The sequence below is a fragment of the Nocardioides baekrokdamisoli genome (assembly GCF_003945325.1).
Classification (GTDB): Bacteria; Actinomycetota; Actinomycetes; order Propionibacteriales; family Nocardioidaceae; genus Nocardioides; species Nocardioides baekrokdamisoli.
In genome coordinates this window covers 2,338,320-2,364,005 of record NZ_AP019307.1, presented here as the reverse complement: position 1 = coordinate 2,364,005, position 25,686 = coordinate 2,338,320, and the positions used below count along the sequence as shown (strand labels likewise).

Genomic DNA, 25,686 nt, shown 5'->3' with positions numbered 1-25,686 from the left:
CGGCGTGACGGATGCCGAGTTTCGGCGGGCTGCGAGGATGGGCGGATGGACCTCGACACCTTCGGCTGGTTGCTCACCGAGCCCGGGCAGCGGTTGCTGGTCCGGGCCGCCGAGGTGCGTACTCAGGGGGATCTGCGGGCCCACGACCTGCTCCGCCGCGAGGCTTCCGCCGAACAGGTGGCAGTGACGCTGACCCAGGTCGTGCTCCGAGAGAAGGCGGTCGCGAAGTTCGGCGACCTGGCGGGCCGGATGTACTTCACCCCCGACGGTCTTGAACAGGCGACTCGTCTTGCGGTCGCTCGGCACCGCGCGGGACGACTGAACGCCTTCGTGACCCAGTCCCTGATCGACTTGGGGTGCAGCATCGGAGGCGACCTGATCGCATCCGCCGAACAGGGCATCACCGTGGCCGGCGTCGACCTCGATCCCGTCCGGGTCGCGGTCGCACAAGCCAACCTCGACGCGCTCGGGTTGGCGGGCGCCGTGATGGTCGCCGACGCCACCACCGTCGACACCTCTCCGTTCTCGGTCGCCTTTGCCGATCCCGCACGACGAGGCGCTCGCGGCCGCGTGTTCAACGCCGACGGCTGGGAACCGCCCTGGCCCTTCGTCGAGTCCCTGCTGCGACGGACGTCCTGTGTCAAGGTCGCGCCGGGGATCCCGCACGACCTGATCCCGGACGGCGTGGAGGCCGAGTGGGTCTCCGACCGCGGCGAGGTGAAGGAGGCTGCGCTGTGGTCGGGCGGATTGGCGACCGTACGCCGACGGGCGACCGTGCTCGGCGACGGCGGACTCGCCACCCTGACCGATGAGGACGATCCGGTCCCGACGGGCTCGACCAACGAGTCCCTGGTACGCGACGTGGGCGAGTATCTCTACGAACCCGACGGTGCTGTGATCCGCGCAGGCCTGGTGACCGCGGTCGCGGCCGGTGTCGGCGGCGGACTGATCGATGCGCAGATCGCGTACGTCACCTCGGACTCGTCCTTCCGTACGCCCTTCGCCCGCGGGTACCGCGTGATCGAGGAACTGCCCTATCGCGAGAAGCAGCTGAAGGCTGCGTTGCGTGAACGCGGCATCGGCCGACTGACCATCAAGAAGCGCGGCGTCGACATCGTGCCCGAGACGCTGCGCAAGCGCCTGCAACTGAGCGGACCCGAGGAGGGCACGATTGTCCTCACTCGGGTCCGCGATGGTGGAAGTTGTTGGTTGGTCGAACCGTTCTGACGAATTCCGTCTCCCAGCTGACCTACTCCCGCCGGTTGTTACATCGGCGCCCAGACCCGGACGTAGTCGACGTCCGTGGTGGCCGGAAGCGGCGTCCCCGAGGTAAGTGCATCGGTGCCGGAACCGAGCGCCTGCGAGATCGCCATGATGTAGCGCTTCTGGAAGGCCGGGTCGGCGGAGGTGTTCACCAGGCAGGTCGTGCCATTGATGCCGACTGTGATGGACGTCGCGGTCCAGTCCACGGTGTAGGTGTTCCAGACACCGCGCTGCGCGTTGCAGTTCCAGGCCGTGTTCGTGCCCGGGACAGCACCACCGTTGTCGGTGGCCGAGTAGTGCAGGTACGGGATCGCGAGACCCGGGTAGTTCGAGTACGTCTCCGCGACATCGATCTCACCGCTGACTGGCCAGTTCACGGCGCTGTAGCGGTCGTCCGGCCACATCCACACCGACTCCTGGAGTCCCGGAGCGGTGGTGGCCGTCGTACGCATCTTGATCTCGTAGTGGCCGTACTGCTGGCTGAACAAGTGCCAGGTCGACACCGTCGGAGCCTCGTAGTTGGAGGCCGGGTAGCCGTTGCACGGGACCGGCGTGCTCACCTGCGCAGCGGTCAGGTGCAACGACCCGCCGCTCACGTTGATGTACCGCGGGTCATTGACGGTGCAGGCGTACGCAGATGCGTCGCCGGTCACGAACCCGGTGCTGACAACCCACTTGCTGGTGTCGAGCTTCGTCGAGTTGAACTCGTCGTCGAACGTGCACTTGTACAAACGCGAGTTGATGATGTTGTAGCCACACGCTGAGGATCCGCCGTTCACGGATCCGATCGCCTGCGCAGCCGGCGAAACCACACACACTGCGGCGGTGACCGACATTGCGGCCACGGCCCTGACGACCATTTTCATTTTCTTTCCCCTTGCCAGACCCCCGAGAAAGGGACTGTTCCCCGCATCCGAACTTAGGTTTGAACCGCGTTCGGCAGCGTCCGCGCCCGCGTCACGACCGCATGGCCCCTAAGAACTACCCGTCGACGACGACCGTCTCACCAGAGAACGTGGGTGACCGGTTGACTCGAGTCGGCCGGGATGTCCAGCGCACTGGGTGCGCGGCCTCGGGACACCATCTCGGAGCCCAGCGCAGCCACCATCGCACCGTTGTCGGTGCACAGACCGGGGCGCGGGACGCGTACCCGGACGCCCACCGCAGTGGCCCGCTCCTCGAGCATCGCGCGCAGTCGACTGTTCGCTGCGACTCCGCCGCCCAGGACGATCGAGTCGATGCCCTCGCTGGTCGCAGCATCGAGGGCCTTGCGTACGAGCACGTCAGCCACGGCCTCCTGGAACGACGCTGCGACATCCGCGACCGGCACCGATTCGCCGGCTCGCTCGCGGGCTTCGATCCAGCGCGCGACCGCCGTCTTGAGGCCGCTGAAGGAGAAGTCGAAGCGATGCCGTTCGATGTCCTTCCTCGAGGTCAGACCCCGCGGGAAGTCGATCGCGACGCTATTGCCCGAGGCGGCCGTCCGGTCGATCGCCGGCCCGCCCGGGAATCCCAGCCCCAGCAATCTGGCGACCTTGTCGAAGGCCTCGCCGGCGGCGTCGTCGATGGTCGCACCCAGCGGGTCCACCCCGGTGGTGATGTCGGTGACCCTGAGCAGGCTCGAGTGCCCGCCGCTCACCAACAGGGCCAGACACGGCTCGGGCAAGGGGCCGTGCTGCAACTGGTCCACCGCGACGTGCGCGGCGAGATGGTTGACCCCGTAGAGAGGTTTGTCGAGCGACAGCGCCAGAGCCTTCGCGCTGGCCACACCGACCAGCAGGGCGCCGGCCAGCCCGGGGCCGGCGGTCACGGCGATCGCGTCGACGTCCTTGAGCGTGACGCCGGCCGTCTCGCAGGCCCGCTGGATGGTCGGAACCATCGCCTCGAGGTGAGCACGACTGGCCACCTCAGGCACCACGCCACCGAAGCGCTCGTGCTCGGTGACGCTGCTGGCGACGGCGTCGGCGAGCAACGTGTTGCCGCGGACGATGCCGACCCCCGTCTCGTCGCACGAGGTCTCGATACCGAGGACCAAGGGCTCGCTCATCGGATCACCCATTCCAGGACGTACGCGTCGGTGCCGTCGGCGTAGTAGCCGGCCCGCTGCGAGAGTTCGCGGAAGCCGAGGCGGTCGTAGAAGGCCCGTGCCCCGATGTTGTCGACCCGTACCTCGAGCACCATGCGTTCGACGTCGCGCGCTGCCAGATCAGCAGCCAGGTCGCGTACGAGACGCGTCGCCGCACCGGATCGTCGAGCGTCCTGTCGGACACCGAGCCGCTGGAGTTCGGTGACGTCGTAGAGCACCGACACCACGGCATATGCAGTCAGGTCCTCGCTGACCCAGACCTCGATCGTCGGCAGTTCGCCTGCGATCGCGCGGCCGAGGTAGTCAGACGACCAGGCGTCCGCAGGAAGCGACTCGACCTCGAGAGCGGCCACCAGCGGCAGGTCATCGGGAAGCGCCAGCCGCGTCATCGGCTCGCCATTTCGACGGCGTCGGGGCGACGCAGGTAGAGCGGCTCCGGCGGCAGTACCTCGACCAGGTTCTCAGCGACGGCACGAGCCATCGTGATCGCCGAAGGCCGCATCGGTCCTCGTGCGTCGCCGAACGTGTCGGGGTAGAGCTCGGTGCCTGGGCCCACCACCGTCCCGACCGTGACAGCTTCGGCGGGGCGTACGACCTCAGGACCGGAGGTCCTGCGAACGCTCCGTCGCGGCTCTGCCGCTTCGTAGGTGGCCAGATAGACCTCGCGGCGGCGTGCGTCGGTCACCACGGTGAACGGCTCGTCGATGCCCGCGTCGATCGCGAAGGCATCCAAGGTGCACAGGCCGTGCACCGGGATGTCGAGGGCGAAACCCATCGTCCGCGCGGTGACCAGGCCGACCCGGAGTCCCGTGAACGGGCCGGGACCGACACCGACCACGATCCCGGTCAGATCCGCAGGTGACCAGCCGGCGTCCGCCAGCACCTGCTGGATGAGCGGTGCGACCTGTTCGCCGTGCTTCATCGGCGTCTCGCACACCCGCTCGAAACCTCGGTCACCGTCGTACGCCGCCACGACCACGAAGGGTGTGGCGGTGTCGAGGGCGAGAAGCTTCACGGCACCAGTCTCGCGTGTCTGGGGTCCAGGGAGGGTCTCGGGGTTGGGTGCCCAACCCCGAGACCTTCCCTGGGCCTCAGATCTGCGGCGGTCGTTCGCGCCAGCGCGGGCCGGTGCCGGTCACGTCCACGCGACGCGTCTCCCCCACCTCATCGGCCACGGCGCGGGTGATGCGTACGTCCAGACGCGACTCGGACAGGCCCTCGGCGACGCCGTGGCCCCATTCGACGATCGTCACGGCCAGGTCGAGGTCGGTGTCGAGATCGAGGTCGTCGAGCTCATCAAGCGAACCCAACCGATAGGCATCCACGTGCACCAGCGGCGGGCCGCCGACCAGGGACGGGTGCACACGTGCGAGTACGAACGTGGGCGACGTGACGGGACCGCGTACGCCGAGGCCCTCGGCGATGCCCTGGGTGATCGTGGTCTTCCCTGCACCGAGTTCGCCGGTGAGGATCAGCAGGTCGCCGGCCCTGAGCTGACGACCGATGCGCTTGCCAATCCCCCGCATCTCGTCCGCGTCCTCAGCGACGGCGGACTCCGCGCGTGCCGAACGCCGCAACTCGATCAACGGCGACCGGCGTCCGACCTCGACGAAGCCTTCGTGCTCCCAGAAGGCCACCGTGGAGGGCAGTTCCTCACGGGCGAGGACGGCGACGTCATCGATGTCGGCGGTCGCGGTACGAAGAACGTGGAAGAGCATGGCGGCGGCAACCCCGTGGCCCTGCGCCGACGGAGAGACGGCCACGCGGCGCAGGAACAGCGTGCGTCCCACGGGGTCGAGGATCAACGCGCCTGCGGGATGGCCGTCGACCAGGGCCAGGACTCCACCGTGAGCGGCGAGGGCCATCGCGAGTGACTCCGGCGTCTCGGAGAGCGCGTCCGCCGGTGGATCAAGGCGGGGCCGTGCCGCAAAGGCGGCGATCACGACCTGATGGATCTGGGCGGCGTCCTCGACGCCCGCGGTGCGGACGGTGAGCACGTCAGGCGCGGGAACGTGAAGCCGACGCGATCAACTGATCGAGGGCGGCATTGACCTGGCCATGCCGCTCCATGATCACCATGTGACCGGCTCCCGGGCACTCGATGAGTACGGAGCGGGGGATGCGCGACTCAAGCTTGCGGCTGTGGCCGACCGACGTGAGCCGATCACCGGTGCCACAGATGATCGTGGTCGGCACCTTCGCGAGGGGGCCGAGCGCGTCGAACTTGTCGAGCGTCCGGAACGTCGGGAAGAAGTCCGCGATCACCGAGAACGACGTGGCTGACAGCATCTCGTCGACGAAGGCGACGAACTCCGCCGGCACCTCATCGCCGAAGGCGAACAGGTCGGTCATCGCGACGGCGAGGTTGCGACCGAGACGACGGGCACCATCGACCGCCTTGTGCCCGACAGCCAAGGTCTTGACCGCCGAGTTCGACAGCGGTCGGCTCAGTCGCATCGGCACCATCGGCAGCAGCAACTTCGCCGGGTCCAGGCCGCCGGCGGTGGTCGAGACCAGCCCGACGCCGACGATGCGATCGCCGAACAACTCCGGGTGCTGCTCGGCCAGGGCGATGATCGTCATGCCACCCATCGAGTGTCCGACCAGGACGATCGGGCCCTCGGGAACGACCGCATGGAGCACGTCGAGCAGGTCACGGCCGAGCTGATCAATCGTGGTACCGGTCGCGCTCGATCGGCCGCTGCGTCCGTGGCTGCGCTGGTCGTAGAACACGCTCCGGACAAGTCCGCGGTACGCCGCGCGCTGGAAGTGCCAGCAGTCCAGGTTGAGGCAGTAGCCGTGGATGAAGACCAGGGTGATCTCGCTGTCCGCCTCGTCCACCTCGACATGCAGCGGGACACCGTCGCTGGCAACGACCGTCCGCGCACGGGAGTGGAGGGTGCCCAGAGCGGTGCCATCGAGCGGGACGTCGACCGACTGCCGGCGACGGCGGCCCCGGATCCCCGCGCGTACGCCGGCGCCTGCTGCCGCAGCCGCGGCGACACCCGCCACGCTCCACGCCGTGGTGCGTGTCCTACTCATGCGAGTTCCTCACGACTGTCTCCCCCCAGATCCTCATAGCGCCTCGACAACCGTCCGCCGATGCGCGTCACAACTTCATACGAGATCGTGCCAGCCGCTTCGGCCCAGTCCTGGGCCGAGGGCACCCCTTGCTCCGGATCGCCCCACAGAACGACTTCGTCACCGACAAGAATCGTTGGCTCGCCGAATACGTCCACGACGAACTGATCCATGCAGATCGTGCCTCGAATCGGCGCCCGGTAGCCCCCGTAGATGGCGACGTCTGCGCGATTGCTCGCAGCGCGCGGGATGCCGTCGGCGTACCCGACCGGGACCAGCGCGACCCGCGTGTCGGCGGGCGCCACCCATCGGTGGTTGTACGAGACGCCCTGCCCTGCAGGGACGTCCTTGACCAGCGCGACCTCGGCGACCACGCGCATGGCCGGTCGAAGCGGGATCGGGCTGACACCGCGCGCAGGCTCCAGACCGTACGAGGCGATCCCGATCCGGACCAGATCGAACCGGCTACTGGGACGCAGCAGGGCCCCGGCGGAGTTGGCCAGGTGGATCACCTCAGGAGCCAGACCTGCCGCCCGGGCCTCGTCGACGCCCTCGCGGAAGACCTTCTCCTGCTCGTCGTTGATCGTCTCGTCAGGCTCCTCGCTGGCCACGAAGTGCGACCAGATCCCGGTGATCTTCCAGGAGCCGTCGAGCTCACCTGCCCTCGCCCGCTCGAACAGCGCCGTCCAGTCGGGACGCGAGGCACCTCCGCGAGTGAGGCCGGTGTCGAGCTTGAGCTGGACGCGGGCTGTCAGTCCAGTCTCCGCGATCCGATCGAGGTCCGCGACCGTGTAGGCAGCGACATCAACGCCTGCCCCGATCGCTGCGGCGACATCGTCGGACGCCGTGATCAACCACGCCAGGATCGGTCCGCTGTCGCCGCCCGCACGCAGCGCGAGTGCTTCCTCGACACCGGCGACGCCGAGCCACGTGGCACCGCCGGCACGGCCTGCGCGGGCGCTCTCGAGCAGCCCGTGGCCGTACCCGTTGGCCTTGACGACGTGCATGACCGGCGTCCCGGTGAAGGCCGCGATGGTGCGTACGTTGTCCCGGATCGCGGCGAGGTCGACGACGATCTCGGCGCGGGTCATGCGAACAAGTCTTCCACCACGGCCCGGATCGCGTCGGGGAGCATCCCGGCGACGAGCGGGCCGTCGCCGCATGCTTGGGCGGCCCGGCCGTGCAACCAGGCACCCACGCTGGCAGCGTCGAATCCCGACATTCCCGTCGCCAGAAGCGACCCGATCAGGCCCGCGAGCACGTCGCCGGAGCCCGCCGTCGCCAGCCAGGGCGTACCCGTGGTGTTCACGCGCACCCGACCGTCCGGACGCGCGATCAGGGTCCGCCGCCCCTTGAGCAACACGACGGCGTCGTACGCCTCCGCAGCCTGACGGACGTGGTGCAGCGGCCGCGCCTCGATCTCGTCCCGGCTCACGCCCAGCATCGTCGCCAACTCGCCGGCGTGCGGTGTGAGTACGGCATCGGCCGGGGCTGCGCCGGGAAGGTGAACGAGTGCGTCGGCGTCGATGACGATCGGGGTCCCGCCGGCCGCGTGCAGATGCGATTCCGCGTCCGCATCCGTCCCTGAGCCGACGACCCAAGCCTGGACCTTGCCGGCCCCGACGACCTCGGGATGAGCCGCCACGACCTGTTCCCCGGCCGCTCCGACGTAGCGGACCATCCCTGCGAAACCGACGCTCGCCCCAGCGACGGCGAGGACAGCTGCGCCGGGATAGCGAACGCTTCCGGCGCGTACGCCGACGACACCGCGGGTGTATTTGTGGTCGTCACTCTCGGGGGCGGGAAGGAGCAGCCGCACGTCCTCGGCTTCGAGAGCCTCGACGTCGCCGGCTGGGAAGTCGACACCCAGCTCGACCACCGCGACAGCGCCGCAGGCAGCGGCAGCAGGGTCGACGAGATGGGCGTGCCGCAGTGATCCGAAGGTCACGGTGACGTCCGCGTCGACATGGATCTCAGGGGTTTCGCCGCTGTCCACGTCGACCCCGGACGGCACGTCGACCGCCACGATCGGCACCCCGGCCACCTGCTCGAAGGCCGCCGCGGCCTCGGGGCGCAAGCCGGGTCGGCCGCCGATCCCGACGACACCGTCCACGACCAGGTCCGGACGACCGGTCAGACCGAGTCGTCCGCCGGCAGCGACGTACGCGGCCAACGCCCCCGGATGAGCACGCCCGGCCACGAGGGTGGCAGTGACGAGGGCACCTCGTCGGGCCAACGCGACCCCGGCGTACAGCGCATCCCCGCCGTTGTCGCCAACGCCGACGACGAGGTGGACGCGGCGTCCGTACGCCCCGCCCAACTGCTCGATGCACGCGCGCGCGACCCCAGCGGCTGCCCGACGCATCAGCGCGTCCCCGGGTGCCGCCGCAATCGCGCCGACCTCGGCTGCCCGGATCGCCTCGACGCGCCTCGCGATCTTCATGTGATCACGCCAATGGCGCGGCGGGGGCCGCGAAGCCGAGCCGCGGCACACCGAAGATGTGCTCGATCGTGGCCAGCAACGAGTAGTGGTTGTAACCGCCCGCGATCGTGCGCGCGCTCAGCCGCGGCGACATCATCACCGCGCCAACCCGGCCGCCGCCCGGCCCGTTGAGCCCCGGCATCGAGGCGCCGGGGCCGGCGACCTCATGACAGCAGGCCCTGGAGTCGGTCCCTGCCTCATCGAAGGTGATGATCAGCAGGCCGTCCTGCTTGTACGCAGGCGAGTTCAGGATCTTCGGAACCCACGTGTGCAACCAGGCGTCGGCACCGGTGAGTCCGCCGGGCCCGCGGCCGTACGGGCAGGTCGTGTCATGACCGTCGTTGCAGAGGTCCGGGACGATGTAACTGAGGTTGCGGGTGCTCGCGACACTGCCGAGGTCCGCGGCGAGATGAGTGAGCGGTACGTCGTTGCTCGCGCAGGTAGCCGCAGAGATCGACCGGAAATAGACGAACGGGTTGTGCTTCGTCGCGTACGCGGTGGCAGCCGTCTCGCCCTGATTGGGGTCCCGGGCGCCGATCGCCGGGTGCTGACAGGCGGTCTGCATGCCGTCCAGGTACGCCCGCCAGGTCCTGCCTGCTCCGGCCAGTTGCTTCGCCACTGTCGGCACGTTCGACGGGTAGACGCAGCCTGTGCCCTGCACCTGACCGTTCGCGCCGATCGTCGAGGACGTGTACGCAGCGAACGTCGGGCAGTCGGCCTGGGTCTTCGTGTTCGGTGCCTGGCCGCTGATCATCGCGATGTAGTTGTCGAGGCTGTGGTGGCCGATGCCGTAGTAGTTGGGTACGAACACCGACCGCGGCTTGATCCACCGATTGAGGTAGACCGCCGGCGAACTCGTACTGAACGTCTGCGCGGCGTCCTCGTTCTCCAGCACGATCACGAACACGTGCCCGTACGGCGAGGCCGCGGTCAACTCGACCGTGGGATGGGTCGGCGCCGGCCCGGCGCTCGGGACGCCGCAGCCGGCCAGAAGGACGAGCGCGAGCAGCAGGATCCGGATGCGCATGTCGCCAGTCTGCCCGACATCACAGTCGGCCCGGCACAGATCACCGCTCGCTCTGGCAGGCTTCAGGAGTGGCGTACGCACCTGGACATCCCGGAGGCAGCGACGACCAGCCGGCCATCCACTTCCGCAGCACCGACGAGTTCTGGGCGTGGCTCGACCGCTTCCACGACACCGAGACCGAACTCTGGATGGAGTTGCGCAAGAAGCATGTCGCCGACCGAGGGCTGCTCTGGGAGGACGCCGTCACGGTGGCGCTCTGCTGGGGCTGGATCGATTCGAAGGTCGAACGGATCGACGAGGACGCCGTACGCCAGCGCTGGACCCCGCGCAAACCCACCTCCAACTGGAGCCGGATCAACATCGACGCCGTCGAACGGCTCCGCGCCGAGGGCCGGATGCAGCCGTCCGGTCTGGCCGCGTACGAGAACCGCCGCCCCTCGACGCCGTATGCCCATGAGCAACCCGCGACGGACTTCACCCCGGAGCACGCGGCGCTGATGACAGCCTCGGCCCCCGCGACCGCGTTCTGGGCAGAGGCGACGGCGTCGTATCGCAAGATCTGCACCGTCTGGGTGGCGGGAGCCAAGCAACAGGCAACCCGCGACAAGCGAATGGCCCAGCTGATCGAGGATCACACGGCGGGGCGGCTCATCCCGAGCCAGCGGTACGGCGTACCTCCTCGTTGGTCCGAACGCGCTGCCGCGGCGGCAGAGGCCGCGACCACCGATTAGGCTCGGCCCGTGGCTGAGGCACCCTTCCTGTACTCCGACCTGCTCCCGATCGGCGAGGACACCACGCCGTACCGGCTGATCACGACCGAGGGCGTGTCGACGATCGAGGCTGACGGTCGTACGTTCCTGAAGGTCGATCCGGAGGCGATCCGGCAGTTGACGGCCGAGGCGATCAAGGACATCAACCAGTACCTGCGCCCCGCGCATCTGGCTCAGTTGCGCAAGATCATCGACGACCCGGAGGCGTCGGGGAACGACCGCTTCGTCGCCCTCGACCTGCTCAAGAACGTCAACATCTCCGCCGGCGGCATCCTCCCGATGTGTCAGGACACCGGCACCGCGATCGTGATGGGCAAGAAGTCCGAGGGCGTACTCACCGGCTCCGACGACGCCGAGACGGTCTCCCGTGGCGTGTACGACGCGTACACCTCGCTCAACCTCCGCTACTCCCAACTCGCACCGCTGACGACGTACGAGGAGAAGAACACCGGCACCAACCTGCCGGCGCAGATCGAGATCTATGCGACCGAGGATCACGGCAAGCCGGAGTACAAGTTCCTCTTCATGGCCAAGGGCGGCGGCTCAGCCAACAAGTCGTTCCTCTTCCAGGAGACCAAGGCGATCCTCAACCCGAAGCGGATGCTGGAGTTCCTCGACGAGAAGCTCAAGTCGCTCGGCACCGCCGCCTGCCCGCCGTACCACCTCGCGGTGGTCATCGGCGGCACGTCGGCCGAGTTCGCCCTCAAGACGGCCAAGTACGCCTCGGCGCACTACCTGGACCACCTGCCGACCGAGGGGTCGATGTCCGCACACGGCTTCCGCGACCTGGAACTGGAGGAAGAGGTCTTCAAGCTGACCCAGTCCTTCGGGATCGGTGCACAGTTCGGCGGGAAGTACTTCTGCCACGACGTACGCGTCGTACGCCTGCCGCGCCACGGCGCCTCGTGCCCCGTCGCGATCGCGGTCTCGTGTTCGGCCGACCGCCAGGCGCTCGGCAAGATCACGGCCGAGGGCGTCTTCCTCGAGCAGCTCGAGACCGACCCGGCGCATTACCTGCCGGACACCGAGGAGCAGCACCTGATCCAGGGCGGCGAGGTCGTCAACATCGACCTCAACCAGCCGATGGCGGACATCCTCGCCGAGCTGTCGAAGCACCCCGTCAAGACCCGCCTCTCGCTCACCGGGCCGCTCGTCGTCGCTCGCGACATCGCCCACGCCAAGATCCAGGAGCGCCTGGACGCCGGCGAGGGCATGCCGCAGTACATGAAGGACCACCCGGTCTACTACGCCGGACCCGCGAAGACCCCGACCGGGATGGCGTCCGGCTCGTTCGGTCCGACGACAGCGGGACGCATGGATTCGTACGTGAAGGCCTTCCAGGCCGAGGGTGGCTCGATGGTCATGCTCGCCAAGGGCAACAGGTCGAAACAGGTCACCGAGGCCTGCGACGAGTTCGGCGGCTTCTACCTCGGCTCGATCGGTGGGCCGGCCGCGCGGCTGGCGCAGGACTGCATCAAGTCGGTCGAGGTGCTCGAGTACCCCGAGCTCGGCATGGAAGCGGTCTGGAAGATCGAGGTCGAGGACTTCCCGGCCTTCATCGTGGTCGACGACAAGGGCAACGACTTCTTCCAGGACCCGTCGGGCACCGTCACGGTGCCGATCAGCGGGATCCGGGTGCGCTCGAAGGAGCGCTAACACCTTGATGTGTTCTCGCGACGTGCCAGGTACGTCGCGAGGACACATCAAGCGCATCCGGGGCCTCGTACGATCGAGGCATGAGCACCACCCAGCCGAGCCCGAAGACGCGACCGATCAAGACGGCCGCGGTCGGCATCGGCACCGTCACCGCTGGGTTGTACGGCGTGGAGCTCCTTGACGCGAGCGGCTCGCACTCGCTCGACGGAGACCTCGGGCTGCACAGTCATCGGTTCTCCGACCTGTGGGCGGTGTTCACCTCGCCACTCGTGCATGCGAGTTGGGAACACCTCCTCGGCAACACCGTCCCACTCGTCATCCTGGGCTTCATCGTGCTTCTCGAAGGCTGGCGTCGGTTCCTCGGCGTGAGCTTCATCGGCGCTATCACCGCCGGGCTCTCGGCCTGGCTGTTCAGCCCGGCCCACACGGTGACGGTCGGAGCGAGCGGCGTGATCTTCGCGCTGCTCACCTACCTGATCGCCCGCGGGATCTACACCCGCAAGATCGGACAGATCGTTGCCGGCGTGGTCATCGCGATCGCCTTCGGCAGCCTCGTCTGGGGCGTACTCCCGACCTCGTCGGGGATCTCCTGGCAAGCACACCTCGGCGGGGCGCTGGGCGGCGTTCTCGCTGCGTGGGTGCTGAGCGACCGCTCGACGGACTGATCCTGCGGAGTACGTTCGAGTCGTGACCGACTTCCGTACCGAACACGACAGCATGGGCGAGGTCCTGGTGCCCGCCGAGGCTCTGTGGGGCGCCCAGACGCAGCGCGCGATCGAGAACTTCCCGATCTCGGGAACTCCGATCGAGCCGGCCTTGATCCATGCCCTCGGCCTGGTGAAGGCCGCCGCGGCGACGGTGCACGGGCAGCTGGCTGTGCTCGCGCCGGAGGTCGCTCACGCGATCGAGGCGGCGGCCCTCGCGGTGGCCGACGGGAAGCACGACGACCAGTTCCCGATCGACGTGTTCCAGACCGGTTCGGGCACCTCGTCGAACATGAACGCCAACGAGGTCATCGGGCACCTGGCCCAGGCGCACCCGAACGACCAGGTCAACGCCTCCCAGTCATCCAACGACGTGTTCCCGACCGCGATCCACGTCGCTGCGGCCTCTGCTGTCGTCACCGATCTGCTGCCTGCGCTGGCCACACTGCAGACCTCCCTCGAGTCCAAGGCCGTCGAGTTCAGCGACCTGGTGAAGTCGGGGCGTACGCACCTCATGGACGCCACCCCGGTCACCTTGGGCCAGGAGTTCGGCGGCTACGCCGCGACGATCGCGTACGCCGCCGAGCGACTCGGGTCTGTTCTCCCCCGCGTACGCGAACTGCCCCTGGGCGGGACGGCGGTCGGGACCGGGATCAACACGCCTCCGGGCTTTTCGGCGGCCGTCATCGCGGAGCTCGCCCGGCGCAGCGGCGAGCCGTTCACGGAGGCGCGCAACCACTTCGAGGCGCAGGGGACGCGCGACTCGCTGGTCGAGCTCAGCGGTGTCCTCAGGACGATCGCGGTCGGTCTGATCAAGATCTGCAACGACCTGCGCTGGATGTCCTCGGGCCCGACGACCGGCCTGGCCGAGATCCACCTGCCGGACCTGCAGCCCGGTTCCTCGATCATGCCCGGCAAAGTCAATCCGGTCCTCCCCGAGGCGACGCTGATGGTCGCCTTCCAGGTGATCGGCAACGACGCGACCGTGGCCGCCGCCGGTGCGTCCGGCGCCTTCGAACTCAACGTCGCGATGCCGGTGATGGCCCGCAACGTCCTGGAATCGATCCGGTTGCTGAGTACGTCCACGACCCTGCTGGCCCAGCGTTGTGTCGACGGCATCACCCCCAACGAGGCTCGTATGCGCGCGTACGCGGAGTCCTCCCCCTCGATCGTGACGCCGCTGAACCGGGTCCTCGGGTACGAGGCCGCCGCGAAGATCGCGAAGCAGGCGCTGAAGAACGGCGCAACCATCCGCGAAACCGTGATCGCGATGGGATTCGTCGACTCCGGTGCGATCACGCTCGAACAACTCGACCAAGCCCTGGACGTCCGCAGCATGACCTCACCCGAACCGGCGGATCCCGCCTGAGTGTTCCGCGCGGATCGCGCTAGGTTCGTCTGATGGTGATCGACGTCCATACCTACGCACGCCCCGACGACGCTCGCGTCACGCACCTGGATCTCGACCTCACCGTCGATTTCGAGTCGCGCGCGATCAGTGGAACCGCGCGCCTGACCATCGAGACCGCGCCGGACGCCAAGGAGCTCGTGCTGGACACGAACGCCCTCACCATCCGCAGCGCCCACTGGGTCGACGGACCGGACGCACAGTTCGAGCTCGGTCCGGTCGACCAGCACCTCGGCCAGCCCCTCACCGTCGCCCTCACGGGCCACGACGTCCTCGAGGTGCACTACTCCAGTGCGCCCTCAGCGGCGTCCCTGCTGTGGCTGGACGGCGAGCACACCGAGTCCGGTCGGCCCATCATGTTCACCCAGGGGCAGCCGATCCTGACCCGGAGTTGGATCCCGCTCCAGGACAGCCCCCAGGTCCGCTTCACCTACTCAGCGTCGGTCCGCGTCCCCGACGGCAACGTCGCGCTGATGAGCGCGACTCGCCCGACCCTCAAGGACGGTGCGTACGAGTTCGCCATGACGCAGCCCGTGCCTGCGTACCTGATCGCCCTTGCGGTGGGCCCCTTCGAGTTCCGCTCCACCGGCCCGCGCACCGGCGTGTACGCCGAGCCGAGCCTGGTCGATGCCGCGGCGTGGGAGTTCGCGAACGGCGAGGAACAGATCCAGGCAGCCGAGGCGCTGTACGGGCCGTACCGATGGGACATCTACGACCTGCTGGTCGTGCCGCCGATGTTCGCGTTCGGCGGGATGGAGAACCCGCGACTGACCTTCATGCACGCCTCGACGGTCACCGGGGACCGCAGTCAGATCGAGACCTTGGCGCACGAGTTGGCGCACTCGTGGTCGGGCAACCTGGTGACCAATGCCACGTGGGGCGACATGTGGCTGAATGAGGGCTTCACCACCTACTTCGAGAACCGGTTGGTGGAGGCGTTGTACGGCCGGGACGCGTCCGACATGGCCTGGGCGCTGAACATCGACAGCGTCCAGGAGATGGCCACGGAACTCGCGCCGGCGGCTCAGATCCTGCACCGTCGGGACCTCGCCGGTCGCGACCCGGACGACGGGTGGAGCCAGATCCCCTACGACAAGGGCGCGCTGCTGCTGCTGACGATCGAGACCGCCGTCGGTCGCTCCGCGTTCGACGTCTTCTTGCGCGGGTATTTCGACGCGCACGCGTTCCGGTCGATCGACACGGAGAGCTTCGTCGCGTACCTCACCGAGCACCTGCTCGAGCCGCACGGCCTGACTGCCGACGACGTCAGCCTCGACGAGTGGATCAACCGTCCCGGCCTGCCGGGCAACGTGCCGGACGTACTCGCCGCGGGCTTCGCTGCGGTCGACGTCGTGCTGGCCCGGCTCGCAGCCGGCGACAGCGTGGACGACGCGGTCACAGGGGCCGACCCGGCGGCCTGGCTCACGCCGCAGTGGGCGAGGTTCCTGCGATCACTGCCCACCGACCTCGATCTCGCCCGGCTCGAGCGTCTGGATGTGCTGTTCGGCCTGACCGCCACCGGCAACTCCGAGATCCGGTCGAACTGGCTGGTGCTGGTCGTACGCTCCGGCCACGGCGTCGAGGTGCCGGCCTGGCGCGAGGCGGTGAGCACGCTGGTGCACCGCTACGGGCGTCGCAAATACATCACGCCGCTGTACGCCGCGCTCGCCCAGAAGCCCGAGGGGCTCGCGTACGCGCGGGAGATCTACAGCACCGCCCGGGCGGGCTACCACTCGTCGGCGCAGCGGGAGATCGACGGTCTGCTGGGGATCGCCCAGGGGTGAGCGCGGCCGGCCGCGCTTGGGTGGATCAGTACCAGCCAGTCGCCTGCGAGTGCCCCCAGGCACCGCACGGAGTCCCGTACCGGCGCTCGATGTAACCGATGCCCCAGGAGATCTGGACGGTCGCGTTGTCATGCCAGCCGGGGCCCATCTTCGAGCCCGGCAGGGCCTGCGGGATGCCGTAGGCACCCGAGGGGTTGGCGGCGTACGGGTTCCAGTGGGACTCACGGTTCCAGAGACTGACCAGGCAGCTGAACTGGTTGGCGTCCCAGCCGTGCGCCGCGAACATCCCTTGCGCGATCGCCTGGGCTGATCCGGGTGACACATACGGCATCGACACCTGGGTGGGCGTCGGCGTGGGGGTGGGAGTTGGCGTCGGCGTGCGGGTCGGAGTGCCGACGACCTGGGGACGAGCCAACGAACGCGAGACTGCGGCCGCGCGGGCTGCGTGCTCCAACGGGGTGACCTGAGCTGCGGCGGCGACCTTGGCCGACGTGGTCGGCACCGAGGGCGACGTCGTCACGGATGCGGCGACTGCCGCACCTCCTCCGGCCACGGCGACCGCCGCCAGGCCGCCCACGAGCACCCGCTTGGGTACGCGCGGGAGGAGTTGCGGAAGAAGAGCAGGGCCTTCGGCGCGGTGCTTCGCAGCACGATGCTTGGGGACGTACTTGGCGTGCGACGACACGTCGTTCCTCCCCCTTTGACCGATGGACAACGGGGTCCACCCTCCCCCAGACCCGCGAATGTGGCAAACGCAACACGGAATCTGTGACGAATGTGACGAGAGTTATCCCGTCCGTCACAGATCCCGTGTCGGTGTCACCTGTCAGAGAACAACGTTCTCCAGCATTTCCGTCACCAGAGCCGCGATCGGAGAGCGCTCCGAACGGGTCAGCGTGACGTGAGAGAAGAGCGGGTGACCCTTGAGCCTGTCGACCACGGCGGCGATGCCGTCGTGGCGTCCGACGCGGAGGTTGTCGCGCTGGGCGACATCGTGCGTCAGGACGACCTTCGAGTTCGCGCCGATGCGGGAGAGGACCGTCAGGAGCACGTTGCGCTCGAGGGACTGCGCCTCATCGACGATGACGAAGGAGTCATGCAGCGAGCGGCCACGGATGTGGGTCAACGGCAGGACCTCGATCATGCCGCGGGCGATGATCTCGTCGATCACACTCTGCGAGGTGATCGAACCCAGGGTGTCGAACACTGCCTGGGCCCACGGCCCCATCTTCTCCGACTCCGACCCCGGCAGGTAGCCGAGCTCCTGGCCGCCCACCGCGAACAGCGGACGGAAGATGACGACCTTCTTGTGCTCGCGCCGCTCCATCACGGCCTCAAGTCCGGCGCACAGAGCCAATGCCGACTTGCCGGTGCCGGCGCGACCGCCGAGGGAGACGATGCCGACCTCAGGATCGAGCAACATCTCGAGCGCGATCCGCTGCTCCGCCGAGCGGCCGTGCAGACCGAACGCCTCGCGGTCGCCGCGTACGAGGTGGACCTGCTTGTCGGCACCCACCCGACCCAGCGCCGTGCCGCGGTCGGAAATGAGGACGAGCCCGGTGTGGCAGGGGTAGTCGCGGCCCTCGTCGAGATCGATGACGCCGTCCTCGTACAACTCGTCGAGCACCGCCGCCGGCACCTCGAGCTCCGCCATGCCGGAGTAGCCGGGGTCGGAGTCGGAGATGCGCTCGCCGCGGTACTCCTCGGCGTTGAGGCCGACCGCGGACGCCTTGATCCGCATCGGCAGGTCCTTCGACACGACCGTGACGTCGTACCCCTCAGCCTTGAGGTTGAAGGCCACGGAGAGGATCCGGGTGTCGTTGTCGCCGAGGCGGAAGCCCGACGGCAACGTCGAGGAGTCGGTGTGGTTGAGCTCCACGCGGATCGATCCGCCGGTCTGACCAACCGGCACTGCTTCGTCGAGTCGGCCGTGGGTGACGCGCAACTCGTCGAGCTGCCGGAGGGCTGATCGGGCGAAGTAGCCCAGCTCCGGGTGATGGCGCTTGGCCTCCAGCTCCGTGATGACGACGACTGGGAGCACGACCTCGTGCTCCTCGAATCGTTTGAGGGCACCCGGGTCTGCCAGCAAGACGCTGGTGTCGAGAACGTAGGTTCGGACGTTTGCCTGCGCCGTGTCGGACTTCGTGGCGGCCACGCGATTCACCCCTAGACGAACCATGCGCGCACCACGCCCGGTCCTAGATCACAGCAGTGGACCGGAAAGGCTGGATCACGCGAGCGGTGCACTCGTTCATCGCGATCCAGCCTCCTGGTATCGGTGAGCTTCCCCACTCCCCGATACCTCGACGCTACGACTGTGCTCCCGAATTCCGCGGCCGACACGCCCGTACGCGGGGGTGAACGTCGTGTTACACGCGAGGGGACGGTGGCTGGTTCTTGGGGACCGGGGTTTGGCTGGGAACCACCCCTCGTCGCCAGGTGGAACCGCCGCGCGCGCCTTGCTCGCTTCGCTCGCTCGTGGGCGCGTCGGCCCCAAGGCTCCTTCGGGGTGGTTCCCAGCCAAACCCCCATCGCTCAGCGCCCGCCGCGGCGGTCTCTCTGGGCGTACGCGCGCAGAGCTCGCAGGAAGTCGACGCGACGGAAGTCGGGCCAGTAGGCCTCGCAGAAGTAGAACTCACTCTTGGCCGACTGCCACAGCAGGAAGCCGCCGAGACGCTGCTCGCCGGAGGTACGGATGACGAGGTCCGGGTCGGGCTGACCGGCGGTGTAGAGGTGGTCCGCGATGTGCTCGACATCGATGATCTCGGCGAGCTCCTCCAGGGACGTACCCTTCGCGGCGTGCTCGGTGAGTAGCGACCGTACGGCGTCGGCGATCTCGTGGCGCCCGCCGTACCCGACGGCGACGTTGACGAGCATGCCGTCGATGTCACGGGTCGATTCCTCCGCGGCTCGGAGCCGCTCAGCGGTGGCCACGGGGAGAAGGTTCAGCGCGCCGACCGGATGGATCCGCCAACGCCGCTGGTCGACGAGCGAGGCGACGGCTTCCTCGATGATGCCGAGCAGCGGGACGAGTTCGGCCTCAGGGCGGTGGAGGTTGTCGGTGGAGAGCAACCAGAGCGTGACGACCTGGATACCGACCTCATCGCACCAGGTGAGCAACGGCTCGATGTTGGCTGCTCCGGCGCGGTGACCGTGGGCGGTGTCCCGGCCGACGGCCTTGGCCCAGCGACGGTTCCCGTCGAGCATGACGCCGACGTGGCGCGGGAGAGACTCTGCGGGCATCGCCTGGAGCATCCGCGCCTCGTACGCGGGATAGAACACCCGGCGTACGCGCTCCTTCCAGTCAGCCACGCGACGACTCTACCGGGGTGACCCGCGAACCAGCTGGCCCGTAGATTGAACGGTATGGAAGACGTACGCAGCCGCGCACAGATCGCCGCGGATCGAACCGCTGCGAAGGTCGCCGACAAGATGGCGGAAGTCCGGCCACGGCTTCGCGGATGGATCCACTCCGGAATGATTCCGCTGCTGAGCGCAGCGTTCGCAGTCCTGATCGCGAAGTCGCCGACCCCGATCACGGTGACCGGTTCGTCGATCTACGCAGGCAGTGCGCTGCTGCTGTTCGGGATCTCCGGGATCTATCACCGGTATGCGTGGAACCCGCCGACGATGCTCTTCTTCCGGCGCTTCGACCACGCGAACATCTACATCTTCATCGCTGGCTCGTACACGCCGTTCGCGTTCCTGTTCCTGCACGGCGGGGCCCGATGGACCCTCTTCGGAGTGGTCTGGGGCTGCGCACTCGCGGGCACGATCTTCAAGATGTTCATGCCGCACGCACCACGGTGGCTCTCCACGCCGCTGTATGTGCTGATGGGTTGGGTGGTGGTGGGGTTCCTGCCGCAGATGAGCCACGCCACCGACACCTTCCCGTCGTGGGTGATGATCAGCAGCCTCGTCCTCGTCGCGGTCGGCGGCCTGCTCTACACCATCGGCGGTGTCGTGTACGCCCTCAAGAAGCCGAACCCCATCCCCGAGTGGTTCGGGTTCCACGAGGTCTTCCACGCGTTCACGGCGGTCGCGTTCGTGTGCCAGTACATCGCCGTGTCGATGGCGACGTACTCCCTGCCGCACAGCTCCTAGGCGCGTAGCTCCGCCGGGTCAGTCACCGGGCGTTCGCAGACGAAGTTCCGGCAGACGTACGCGGCGGGCTCCCCATCGACCTGGGTCCGACCGTCCAGTAGCGGGATCCCCTCAGTCGCCGCGTCGGCGATCACGACGACGGCTCCCGGCATCCGCCAGGCCTTCTGGGCCAGCGCGGTCCGCTCTGCCCCCGCCGGCCCGACGACCGCAACCTCGACGATCTCGGTGGCAGCCGCAGCCAGGGACCAGCCGGCGAACCGTGGAGCTCGCGACATCAGACCGCCCACGCTCGCAACAGCCTGATCGGCTGCCTCGAGATAGCGGCCTGCGCCGGTGAGGGCGTACGCCTGCCGTAGGGCGTGGATCATCGCGGAGGTCCCCGACGGGGAGGCGTTGTCGCTGGCGTCCCGTGGGCGTACGACCAACTGCTCGGCATCGGCTGCCGTGTCGTGGAAACCGCCGTCGGCGGCGCAGAACTGTGCGAGCGCGACGTCAAGCAGATCGAGTCCGCGGCGCATCCATTCGGCGTCCGCTGTGGCTCCAGCCAGGGCGAGGAGCGCGCCAGCCACACAGCCGTAGTCCTCGAGGACGCCGTTGTGTGAGCCTGCGACACCGCCGCGACTGACGCGAAGGAGCCGCCCGTCGCGCAGGTGGACAGTCACCAACAGCTCCGCTGCAGCGATGGCCGCAGCGAGGTAGCGCGGCTCGTCCAACAAGACCGCCGCATCCACCAGACCGCTGATCGCGAGCCCGTTCCAGGCGGCCACCACCTTGTCGTCGCAGGCTGGCCGTGGCCGCTGGTCGCGTACGTCCATCAGGCGAGCGCGTACCTCCTCGAAGCGACGCTGCTCTCCCTTCGGGATACCGTGCCGAAGCTGCAGCGTCGACATCCCGTGTTCGAAGGTGCCAGCCTCGGTGACCTCAAAGACCTCCGCTGCCCAGCGCCCACGCTCGACGCCCAGTGCTTCGTCGAGCTCCGTCGGAGTCCACGCATAGAACGCGCCCTCGACGTGGCGGCCAGTTCCGTCATCAGAGTCCGCATCGAGCGCTGAGGCGAAACCGCCTTCGGGCGTCCTCAGCTCGCGCAGCATGAACTCGGCGGTCTCGCGAGCGACCCGCTCCCCCAACTCGCCGCCAACCCGGGCGTACAGGCCGAGGAGTTGGGCGTTGTCGTAGAGCATCTTTTCGAAGTGCGGCACCACCCAGCCGCGGTCCACGGAGTACCGCGCGAAGCCGCCGCCGAGTTGGTCGTACATCCCGCCGCCAGCCATGGCCGCGAGGGTCCGGTGGAGCATGTGAAGAGCTTGCTTCTGCCGCTCAGAAGCGTCCGTACCCGACACCGCGTCGCCGGCGACGGTTCTCAGGAACTCCAACACCATCGACGGCGGGAACTTCGGCGCTCCCCCGAATCCGCCGGCGAGAGGGTCGAACTGTTCGGCGAGGGCAGCGATCGCGTCCTCGACTGACCACGCAACGGCCGAGTCCTGCGGCTGCGAGGCCGTATTCATCGCAACCAGGTGCTCCGTGATCCCCGCCGCCGCCTGATCGATCTCGCCACGACGATCGCGCCATGCATCCGCCAATGCCTGCAGGACCTGGGTGAAGGCCGGCTGCCCGTGCCGAGGCTGCGGGGGCAGGTACGTCCCGGCCCAGAACGGTCGGGCGTCATGATCGAGGACGACTGTCATCGGCCAACCACCCGAACCCGTCATCGCCTGCGTCGCAGCCATGTAGACCGCATCGACGTCGGGGCGCTCCTCACGATCGACCTTGATCGGGACGTAGTGAGCGTTGAGGTACGCCGCGGTGGACTCGTCCTCGAACGACTCGTGAGCCATGACGTGGCACCAGTGGCAGGCGGCGTACCCGACACTCAGGAGGATGGGGACATCGCGACGCCTGGCCTCGGCGAACGCCTCGGGACTCCACTCCCACCAGTCGACTGGGTTCTGAGCGTGCTGGAGGAGGTAGGGGGAGGTCGCGGACGCAAGGCGGTTCACGTCCGCCATCCTCCCGCAGAAGCATGAGCCGACTACAGCCGCTTCAACGCCGCCTCCGCCGCATGGAACCCACCCATCCCGTGGACTCCAGCACCCGGCGGGGTCGCGGATGAGCAGAGATACACACCGGGCACGCCGAGCGCGTACGGATTCGCGGCCAGTCGTGGGCGGAGCACGATCTGACGCATCGTGTTGGCGCCAGCACCGATGTCCCCGCCGACATAGTTCGCGTTGTACGCCTCGAGCTGGGCGGGCGTACGCGTCGAGACCGCCAGGATCTGGTCACGGAATCCGGGCGCGAACCGCTCGATCTGCCTGATCACGGCCTCGGTGGCGTCACCGGTGTACCCGTGCGGCACATGCGCGTACGCATAGATCGGATTCGCCCCCGCACTGGAGCGGGTCGGGTCGCAGAGGTACTGCTGACCCAACAGGACGAACGGCTGCTCCGCCATGACCCCGCGTACGGTCGCAGCCTCGTTCGCAGCGATCTGGGCCGCGGATCCGCCCAGATGCAGCGTACCGGCGCGGCGGCAGTCCTCGTTCGTCCACGCGATGTCGCCCGCGATCGCGAAGTCGACCTTGAACGCCGCCGGCCCGTATGAGTACCGGGTGAGGGCACGGCGGACGTGGCCGGGCAACCGACTGCCGACGATCTCGAGAACCCCGGCCGGAGCGGTGTCGAGCATGACCACGTCCGGTGTGGTCCCGACGAGATCGGTGAGCATGGCCAGGGACGTCACCCGTACGCCGGTGATCACGCGGCCGCCCAGAGCGGTGAGTTCGGTCAGCAGCGCCCGGGCGATCGCCTCACTTCCGCCTTCGGCGACAGGCCAGCCGACCGCATGCGCCGCAGCGGTGAGCAGCATCCCGACCGAACTCCCCAGGGGCCGGTCGAGACGATCGAAACTGTGCGCGGCGACCCCGGTGAACAGCGCCTTCGCCGGTTCGTCGTCGAAGCGACGCACCGTCGCGGTAGCCGGTGGCAGCGCCCGGATGCCGAACTTCCCGAGAGTCACCGGGTGCTTCGGCAGGTGCGCGACCGGCTTGAACACCTCATCGACGAGGTCGCCGAAGTTGCGTACGGCAGCGCCGAAGAGCCGATTCCACCTGGCTGCATCTGCACCGAGGGACCGCGTCGTCAGATCAGCGTTGCGACCTGCGAGCCCGGCGCGGCCGTCGTCGAGCGGATGCGCCAGATCAATCTCGGGCCACAGCCAGCGAAGGCCGTGACGTTCGAGCCCCAGGGAGGCGAAGAACGGGGACGCCACCCCTGTCGGGTGGAACGCGGCGCATTCGTCGTGCAGCACCCCGGGCAGCGTGAGTTCACTGGTTCGCGTCCCGCCGCCTGCGCGGGCGTACGCCTCGACGACGGTCACCTCGACTCCGGCCTGAGCCAGTCGGATGGCGGCAGCGAGCCCATTGGGGCCACTGCCGACGACGACCGCTGTGCTCATGAGTCGATTATCCGTTCGTCGCAGGATGTAGGGCGGTCAGGGTCTGCTGCCGCGCGAACCCGTCGGCCATCCAGGTCACATCCAACGGGATCGGCCCGTTCGGCAGCCACGGCTGCTCACGTACGCAGTCCTTCACGTCCCAGGTGCCGCGCTCGACCACGCCCAGAGCAGCATCGATCACCCGGTACCGCTGCGGCGGGTTCGCCCATGGCGTCGCCTGGGACTCGCAGAACGCGACGACCAGATCTCCCGGCTGCAGGTTGAGCCGCCTCTGGATCGCCGCGATCAGTCGTTCGTCATGCAGGTGGCCATCGCCGAAGTTCCATCCGACGATCGTGTTGCACATGAACTCGCCCTCTCGCAGCGTCCGCCCCTCGATGTCGTCGAGGTGCTCGATCAGCACCGAGAAGAGGCCCCGTCCCTGGCTGTGCATCGAACGCCACGCGAGCGCCTTCTGGACGGTCAGGTCGGCCTCGTCACGGGTGTACGGCATCGGCGCCATCCGCTGCAGTTGGTCGATCTGATTCTCGACCAGCGGGAGTTCGTTGAGCCGCTCCTCGACGCCCGGCCGCATCGCCCAGACGGCCGAGGCCCAGTTACCGGCGTACTGGCGCATCGACGGCAGGAAGGAGACCAGATCCGGCCGGAGGTTGCCCAGGACCGGTCCGAACAGCGCCAACGCGAACACCGGGACGAGCAGCCACGGCTGGTGGACATTCCAGATGTTGTACGTGGCGGCATCGAACCCGGAGCCGAACCCGCCCCACAACACGATCGCGATGTAGCCGAAGTAGACGTTCCACTCCAGCGGCACGGCGAGCGGGAAGGTCGACGTGATGAAGATGTGGAAGACCAGCATCGCGATCGCCCCGATCCTCGCGATGTCGTTGTCGCTGGTCACCAGCAGGACCAGCGGGATCAGGATCTCGACGGTGGTGCCGCCGACATGCGCCATGAACCAGGACAGCCCACTGGGACGAATGTCGTCCGGGGCGTTGCGGTAATGCAGCCTCTTGATGACGTTCAGATGGCCCGGGCTGTTGGAGATCATCGGCGGCACGACGTTGATGAAGTGCTCACCCAACTTGGAGACTCCCGCGCCGACCCAGACGACCACGATGATGATCTTGAAGACGACCACCAGCTCGACGAAGTCACCCGCCGTGGCGCCCTTGGCCAGCGCGACTGCGCCGAGGATCGCCGACCAGAGCATGATCGGCAGGTACTGCTCCGATCGAGCGGCCAGGAAGACCACCTTGTCGCGCAGTCCCATCAGGGGCATCGTCACCAGGATCGGGATGAAGGCCCAGGCCGGGATCAGTTCCTGTGTGGTGGTGCCGGCCGGGACGTGCGGCACCGCCTGCGCGCTCACCGCCAGCGGGAGCACGAGGCTGGCGAGCACGCCCAGATAGAGCACGACATCGAAGACGGTCCGCTGGTCGCCGCCGGTGAGCGGTACGTGCCTGGCCCAGGGCGCCATCCGGATCGTGCCGGGGCGTACCCAGTAACGGATGTTGCCGAGCATCGGGGCGAAGTGACCGCACAACGGGCCGAACGCGCCGCCGAGTCCGATGACCTCCAGCAGCATCAGCCAGACCGCCAACTTCTGGTAGACCACGACGTGGTCGAACCAGCTCGCCGGGTGAGCGAAACTCACACCGGTCGTCGTCCACGACGTGATGGCCAGGCCGACGGCGAAGTACAGCCCGAGCATCTTGAGGACGTAGACGACGTGCAGCATCCGCGGGGTGTTGAACCCTGCGGTCACCCACGTCGTCGACATGACCCGGATCCGCTCCAGGAACGGGAGCGCCAACAGCTCCGCCGGAGGCATCGGCTCCGGCTCTGCTTTGAGAAATCCCAT

General features: G+C 68.2%; 22 protein-coding genes. 7 read left to right on the top strand and 15 right to left on the bottom strand.

The genetic code is table 11. The features are described 5' to 3' along the window. Window positions 1-45: 45 nt before the first annotated feature. A complete protein-coding gene (locus KCTC_RS11560; RefSeq protein ID WP_125569413.1) occupies window positions 46-1,227 on the top strand; it encodes a class I SAM-dependent methyltransferase in 1,182 nt (393 codons plus the stop codon). Between the two features lie 38 nt (window positions 1,228-1,265). Here the strand turns inward: KCTC_RS11560 and KCTC_RS11555 are convergent, their stop codons facing one another. The 9 genes from KCTC_RS11555 to KCTC_RS11515 all read right to left on the bottom strand — a co-directional run bounded on the left by KCTC_RS11555 (window position 1,266) and on the right by KCTC_RS11515 (window position 9,939). Further along, window positions 1,266-2,123 carry a glycoside hydrolase family 16 protein gene (locus KCTC_RS11555; protein ID WP_164512581.1) on the bottom strand — a complete coding sequence of 286 codons (858 nt, stop codon included), beginning with the start codon at window positions 2,121-2,123 and terminating at the stop codon, window positions 1,266-1,268. Between the two features lie 143 nt (window positions 2,124-2,266). Continuing rightward, complete coding sequence (tsaD, locus tag KCTC_RS11550) at window positions 2,267-3,310, bottom strand: tRNA (adenosine(37)-N6)-threonylcarbamoyltransferase complex transferase subunit TsaD (protein ID WP_125569411.1); 1,044 nt, start codon at window positions 3,308-3,310, stop codon at window positions 2,267-2,269. Next, window positions 3,307-3,738, bottom strand: a complete 432-nt coding sequence (locus KCTC_RS11545; RefSeq protein WP_125569410.1) for a GNAT family N-acetyltransferase — start codon at window positions 3,736-3,738, stop codon at window positions 3,307-3,309. The genes tsaD and KCTC_RS11545 overlap by 4 nt, the downstream gene beginning before the upstream one ends. Beyond that, complete coding sequence (gene tsaB / locus KCTC_RS11540; protein WP_125569409.1) at window positions 3,735-4,364, bottom strand: tRNA (adenosine(37)-N6)-threonylcarbamoyltransferase complex dimerization subunit type 1 TsaB; 630 nt, start codon at window positions 4,362-4,364, stop codon at window positions 3,735-3,737. The genes KCTC_RS11545 and tsaB overlap by 4 nt, the downstream gene beginning before the upstream one ends. A gap of 76 nt (window positions 4,365-4,440) precedes the next feature. After that, window positions 4,441-5,346 carry a tRNA (adenosine(37)-N6)-threonylcarbamoyltransferase complex ATPase subunit type 1 TsaE gene (gene tsaE / locus KCTC_RS11535; protein ID WP_331852194.1) on the bottom strand — a complete coding sequence of 302 codons (906 nt, stop codon included), beginning with the start codon at window positions 5,344-5,346 and terminating at the stop codon, window positions 4,441-4,443. A gap of 1 nt (window position 5,347) precedes the next feature. Next, the gene (locus tag KCTC_RS11530) at window positions 5,348-6,391 is read right to left on the bottom strand and encodes an alpha/beta fold hydrolase (protein WP_125569408.1); all 1,044 of its coding nucleotides are present in this window, start codon (window positions 6,389-6,391) and stop codon (window positions 5,348-5,350) included. Then, window positions 6,388-7,521: an alanine racemase gene (gene alr, locus KCTC_RS11525; RefSeq protein WP_125569407.1), complete on the bottom strand. Its 1,134-nt coding sequence runs from the start codon at window positions 7,519-7,521 to the stop codon at window positions 6,388-6,390. The genes KCTC_RS11530 and alr overlap by 4 nt, the downstream gene beginning before the upstream one ends. Next, on the bottom strand, window positions 7,518-8,873 hold the full coding sequence (locus tag KCTC_RS11520) for an NAD(P)H-hydrate dehydratase (RefSeq protein WP_125569406.1): 1,356 nt from the start codon (window positions 8,871-8,873) through the stop codon (window positions 7,518-7,520). The genes alr and KCTC_RS11520 overlap by 4 nt, the downstream gene beginning before the upstream one ends. 4 nt (window positions 8,874-8,877) lie before the next feature. Beyond that, a complete protein-coding gene (locus KCTC_RS11515) occupies window positions 8,878-9,939 on the bottom strand; it encodes an alkaline phosphatase family protein (RefSeq protein ID WP_125569405.1) in 1,062 nt (353 codons plus the stop codon). A gap of 68 nt (window positions 9,940-10,007) precedes the next feature. On the opposite strand from KCTC_RS11515, the gene KCTC_RS11510 reads away from it, so the two are divergent. The 5 genes from KCTC_RS11510 (at window position 10,008) to KCTC_RS11490 (ending at window position 16,261) form a co-directional block, all read left to right on the top strand. Then, a complete protein-coding gene (locus tag KCTC_RS11510; protein WP_174233047.1) occupies window positions 10,008-10,670 on the top strand; it encodes a YdeI/OmpD-associated family protein in 663 nt (220 codons plus the stop codon). Between the two features lie 9 nt (window positions 10,671-10,679). Beyond that, window positions 10,680-12,365, top strand: coding sequence for a fumarate hydratase (locus KCTC_RS11505; RefSeq protein WP_125569404.1), 1,686 nt, complete (start codon window positions 10,680-10,682; stop codon window positions 12,363-12,365). 80 nt (window positions 12,366-12,445) lie between these two features. After that, entirely contained in the window at window positions 12,446-13,030 is a 585-nt protein-coding gene (locus KCTC_RS11500) for a rhomboid family intramembrane serine protease (protein WP_179951402.1), read from the top strand. A gap of 22 nt (window positions 13,031-13,052) precedes the next feature. Then, window positions 13,053-14,438: a class II fumarate hydratase gene (locus tag KCTC_RS11495; protein ID WP_125569403.1), complete on the top strand. Its 1,386-nt coding sequence runs from the start codon at window positions 13,053-13,055 to the stop codon at window positions 14,436-14,438. Window positions 14,439-14,470: 32 nt separating this feature from the next. Further along, window positions 14,471-16,261 carry a M1 family metallopeptidase gene (locus tag KCTC_RS11490; RefSeq protein WP_125569402.1) on the top strand — a complete coding sequence of 597 codons (1,791 nt, stop codon included), beginning with the start codon at window positions 14,471-14,473 and terminating at the stop codon, window positions 16,259-16,261. A gap of 25 nt (window positions 16,262-16,286) precedes the next feature. Here KCTC_RS11490 and KCTC_RS11485 read toward each other — a convergent pair whose 3' ends face one another. The 3 genes from KCTC_RS11485 to KCTC_RS11475 all read right to left on the bottom strand — a co-directional run bounded on the left by KCTC_RS11485 (window position 16,287) and on the right by KCTC_RS11475 (window position 19,573). Continuing rightward, a complete protein-coding gene (locus KCTC_RS11485) occupies window positions 16,287-16,946 on the bottom strand; it encodes an aggregation-promoting factor C-terminal-like domain-containing protein (RefSeq protein ID WP_197715185.1) in 660 nt (219 codons plus the stop codon). A gap of 141 nt (window positions 16,947-17,087) precedes the next feature. After that, window positions 17,088-18,416, bottom strand: coding sequence for a PhoH family protein (locus KCTC_RS11480; protein ID WP_231998707.1), 1,329 nt, complete (start codon window positions 18,414-18,416; stop codon window positions 17,088-17,090). Between the two features lie 380 nt (window positions 18,417-18,796). After that, window positions 18,797-19,573 carry an isoprenyl transferase gene (locus KCTC_RS11475; RefSeq protein ID WP_125569400.1) on the bottom strand — a complete coding sequence of 259 codons (777 nt, stop codon included), beginning with the start codon at window positions 19,571-19,573 and terminating at the stop codon, window positions 18,797-18,799. A 54-nt stretch (window positions 19,574-19,627) separates the two neighbouring features. On the opposite strand from KCTC_RS11475, the gene trhA reads away from it, so the two are divergent. Continuing rightward, window positions 19,628-20,365, top strand: coding sequence for a PAQR family membrane homeostasis protein TrhA (trhA, locus tag KCTC_RS11470; protein WP_197715184.1), 738 nt, complete (start codon window positions 19,628-19,630; stop codon window positions 20,363-20,365). Here the strand turns inward: trhA and KCTC_RS11465 are convergent. From KCTC_RS11465 to KCTC_RS11455, 3 genes are read right to left on the bottom strand one after another with little or no spacing between them, the layout of a single operon-like run. Then, window positions 20,362-22,374: a thioredoxin domain-containing protein gene (locus KCTC_RS11465; protein ID WP_125569399.1), complete on the bottom strand. Its 2,013-nt coding sequence runs from the start codon at window positions 22,372-22,374 to the stop codon at window positions 20,362-20,364. The genes trhA and KCTC_RS11465 overlap by 4 nt on opposite strands. A 23-nt stretch (window positions 22,375-22,397) precedes the next feature. After that, a complete protein-coding gene (locus KCTC_RS11460) occupies window positions 22,398-23,822 on the bottom strand; it encodes a phytoene desaturase family protein (RefSeq protein ID WP_125569398.1) in 1,425 nt (474 codons plus the stop codon). A 7-nt stretch (window positions 23,823-23,829) separates the two neighbouring features. Next, window positions 23,830-25,686, bottom strand: coding sequence for a DUF3556 domain-containing protein (locus KCTC_RS11455; protein ID WP_125569397.1), 1,857 nt, complete (start codon window positions 25,684-25,686; stop codon window positions 23,830-23,832).

Bases quoted from the DNA above. Each gene is read 5' to 3' on its own strand.
- KCTC_RS11560 (WP_125569413.1), top strand. From the start codon at position 46: ATGGACCTCGACACCTTCGGCTGGTTGCTCACCGAGCCCGGGCAGCGG.
- KCTC_RS11555 (WP_164512581.1), bottom strand. From the start codon at position 2,123: ATGGTCGTCAGGGCCGTGGCCGCAATGTCGGTCACCGCCGCAGTGTGT.
- tsaD (WP_125569411.1), bottom strand. From the start codon at position 3,310: ATGAGCGAGCCCTTGGTCCTCGGTATCGAGACCTCGTGCGACGAGACG.
- KCTC_RS11545 (WP_125569410.1), bottom strand. From the start codon at position 3,738: ATGACGCGGCTGGCGCTTCCCGATGACCTGCCGCTGGTGGCCGCTCTC.
- KCTC_RS11530 (WP_125569408.1), bottom strand. From the start codon at position 6,391: ATGAGTAGGACACGCACCACGGCGTGGAGCGTGGCGGGTGTCGCCGCG.
- alr (WP_125569407.1), bottom strand. From the start codon at position 7,521: ATGACCCGCGCCGAGATCGTCGTCGACCTCGCCGCGATCCGGGACAAC.
- KCTC_RS11520 (WP_125569406.1), bottom strand. From the start codon at position 8,873: ATGAAGATCGCGAGGCGCGTCGAGGCGATCCGGGCAGCCGAGGTCGGC.
- KCTC_RS11515 (WP_125569405.1), bottom strand. From the start codon at position 9,939: ATGCGCATCCGGATCCTGCTGCTCGCGCTCGTCCTTCTGGCCGGCTGC.
- KCTC_RS11500 (WP_179951402.1), top strand. From the start codon at position 12,446: ATGAGCACCACCCAGCCGAGCCCGAAGACGCGACCGATCAAGACGGCC.
- KCTC_RS11490 (WP_125569402.1), top strand. From the start codon at position 14,471: ATGGTGATCGACGTCCATACCTACGCACGCCCCGACGACGCTCGCGTC.
- trhA (WP_197715184.1), top strand. From the start codon at position 19,628: ATGGAAGACGTACGCAGCCGCGCACAGATCGCCGCGGATCGAACCGCT.
- KCTC_RS11465 (WP_125569399.1), bottom strand. From the start codon at position 22,374: ATGGCGGACGTGAACCGCCTTGCGTCCGCGACCTCCCCCTACCTCCTC.
- KCTC_RS11460 (WP_125569398.1), bottom strand. From the start codon at position 23,822: ATGAGCACAGCGGTCGTCGTCGGCAGTGGCCCCAATGGGCTCGCTGCC.
- KCTC_RS11455 (WP_125569397.1), bottom strand. From the start codon at position 25,686: ATGGGATTTCTCAAAGCAGAGCCGGAGCCGATGCCTCCGGCGGAGCTG.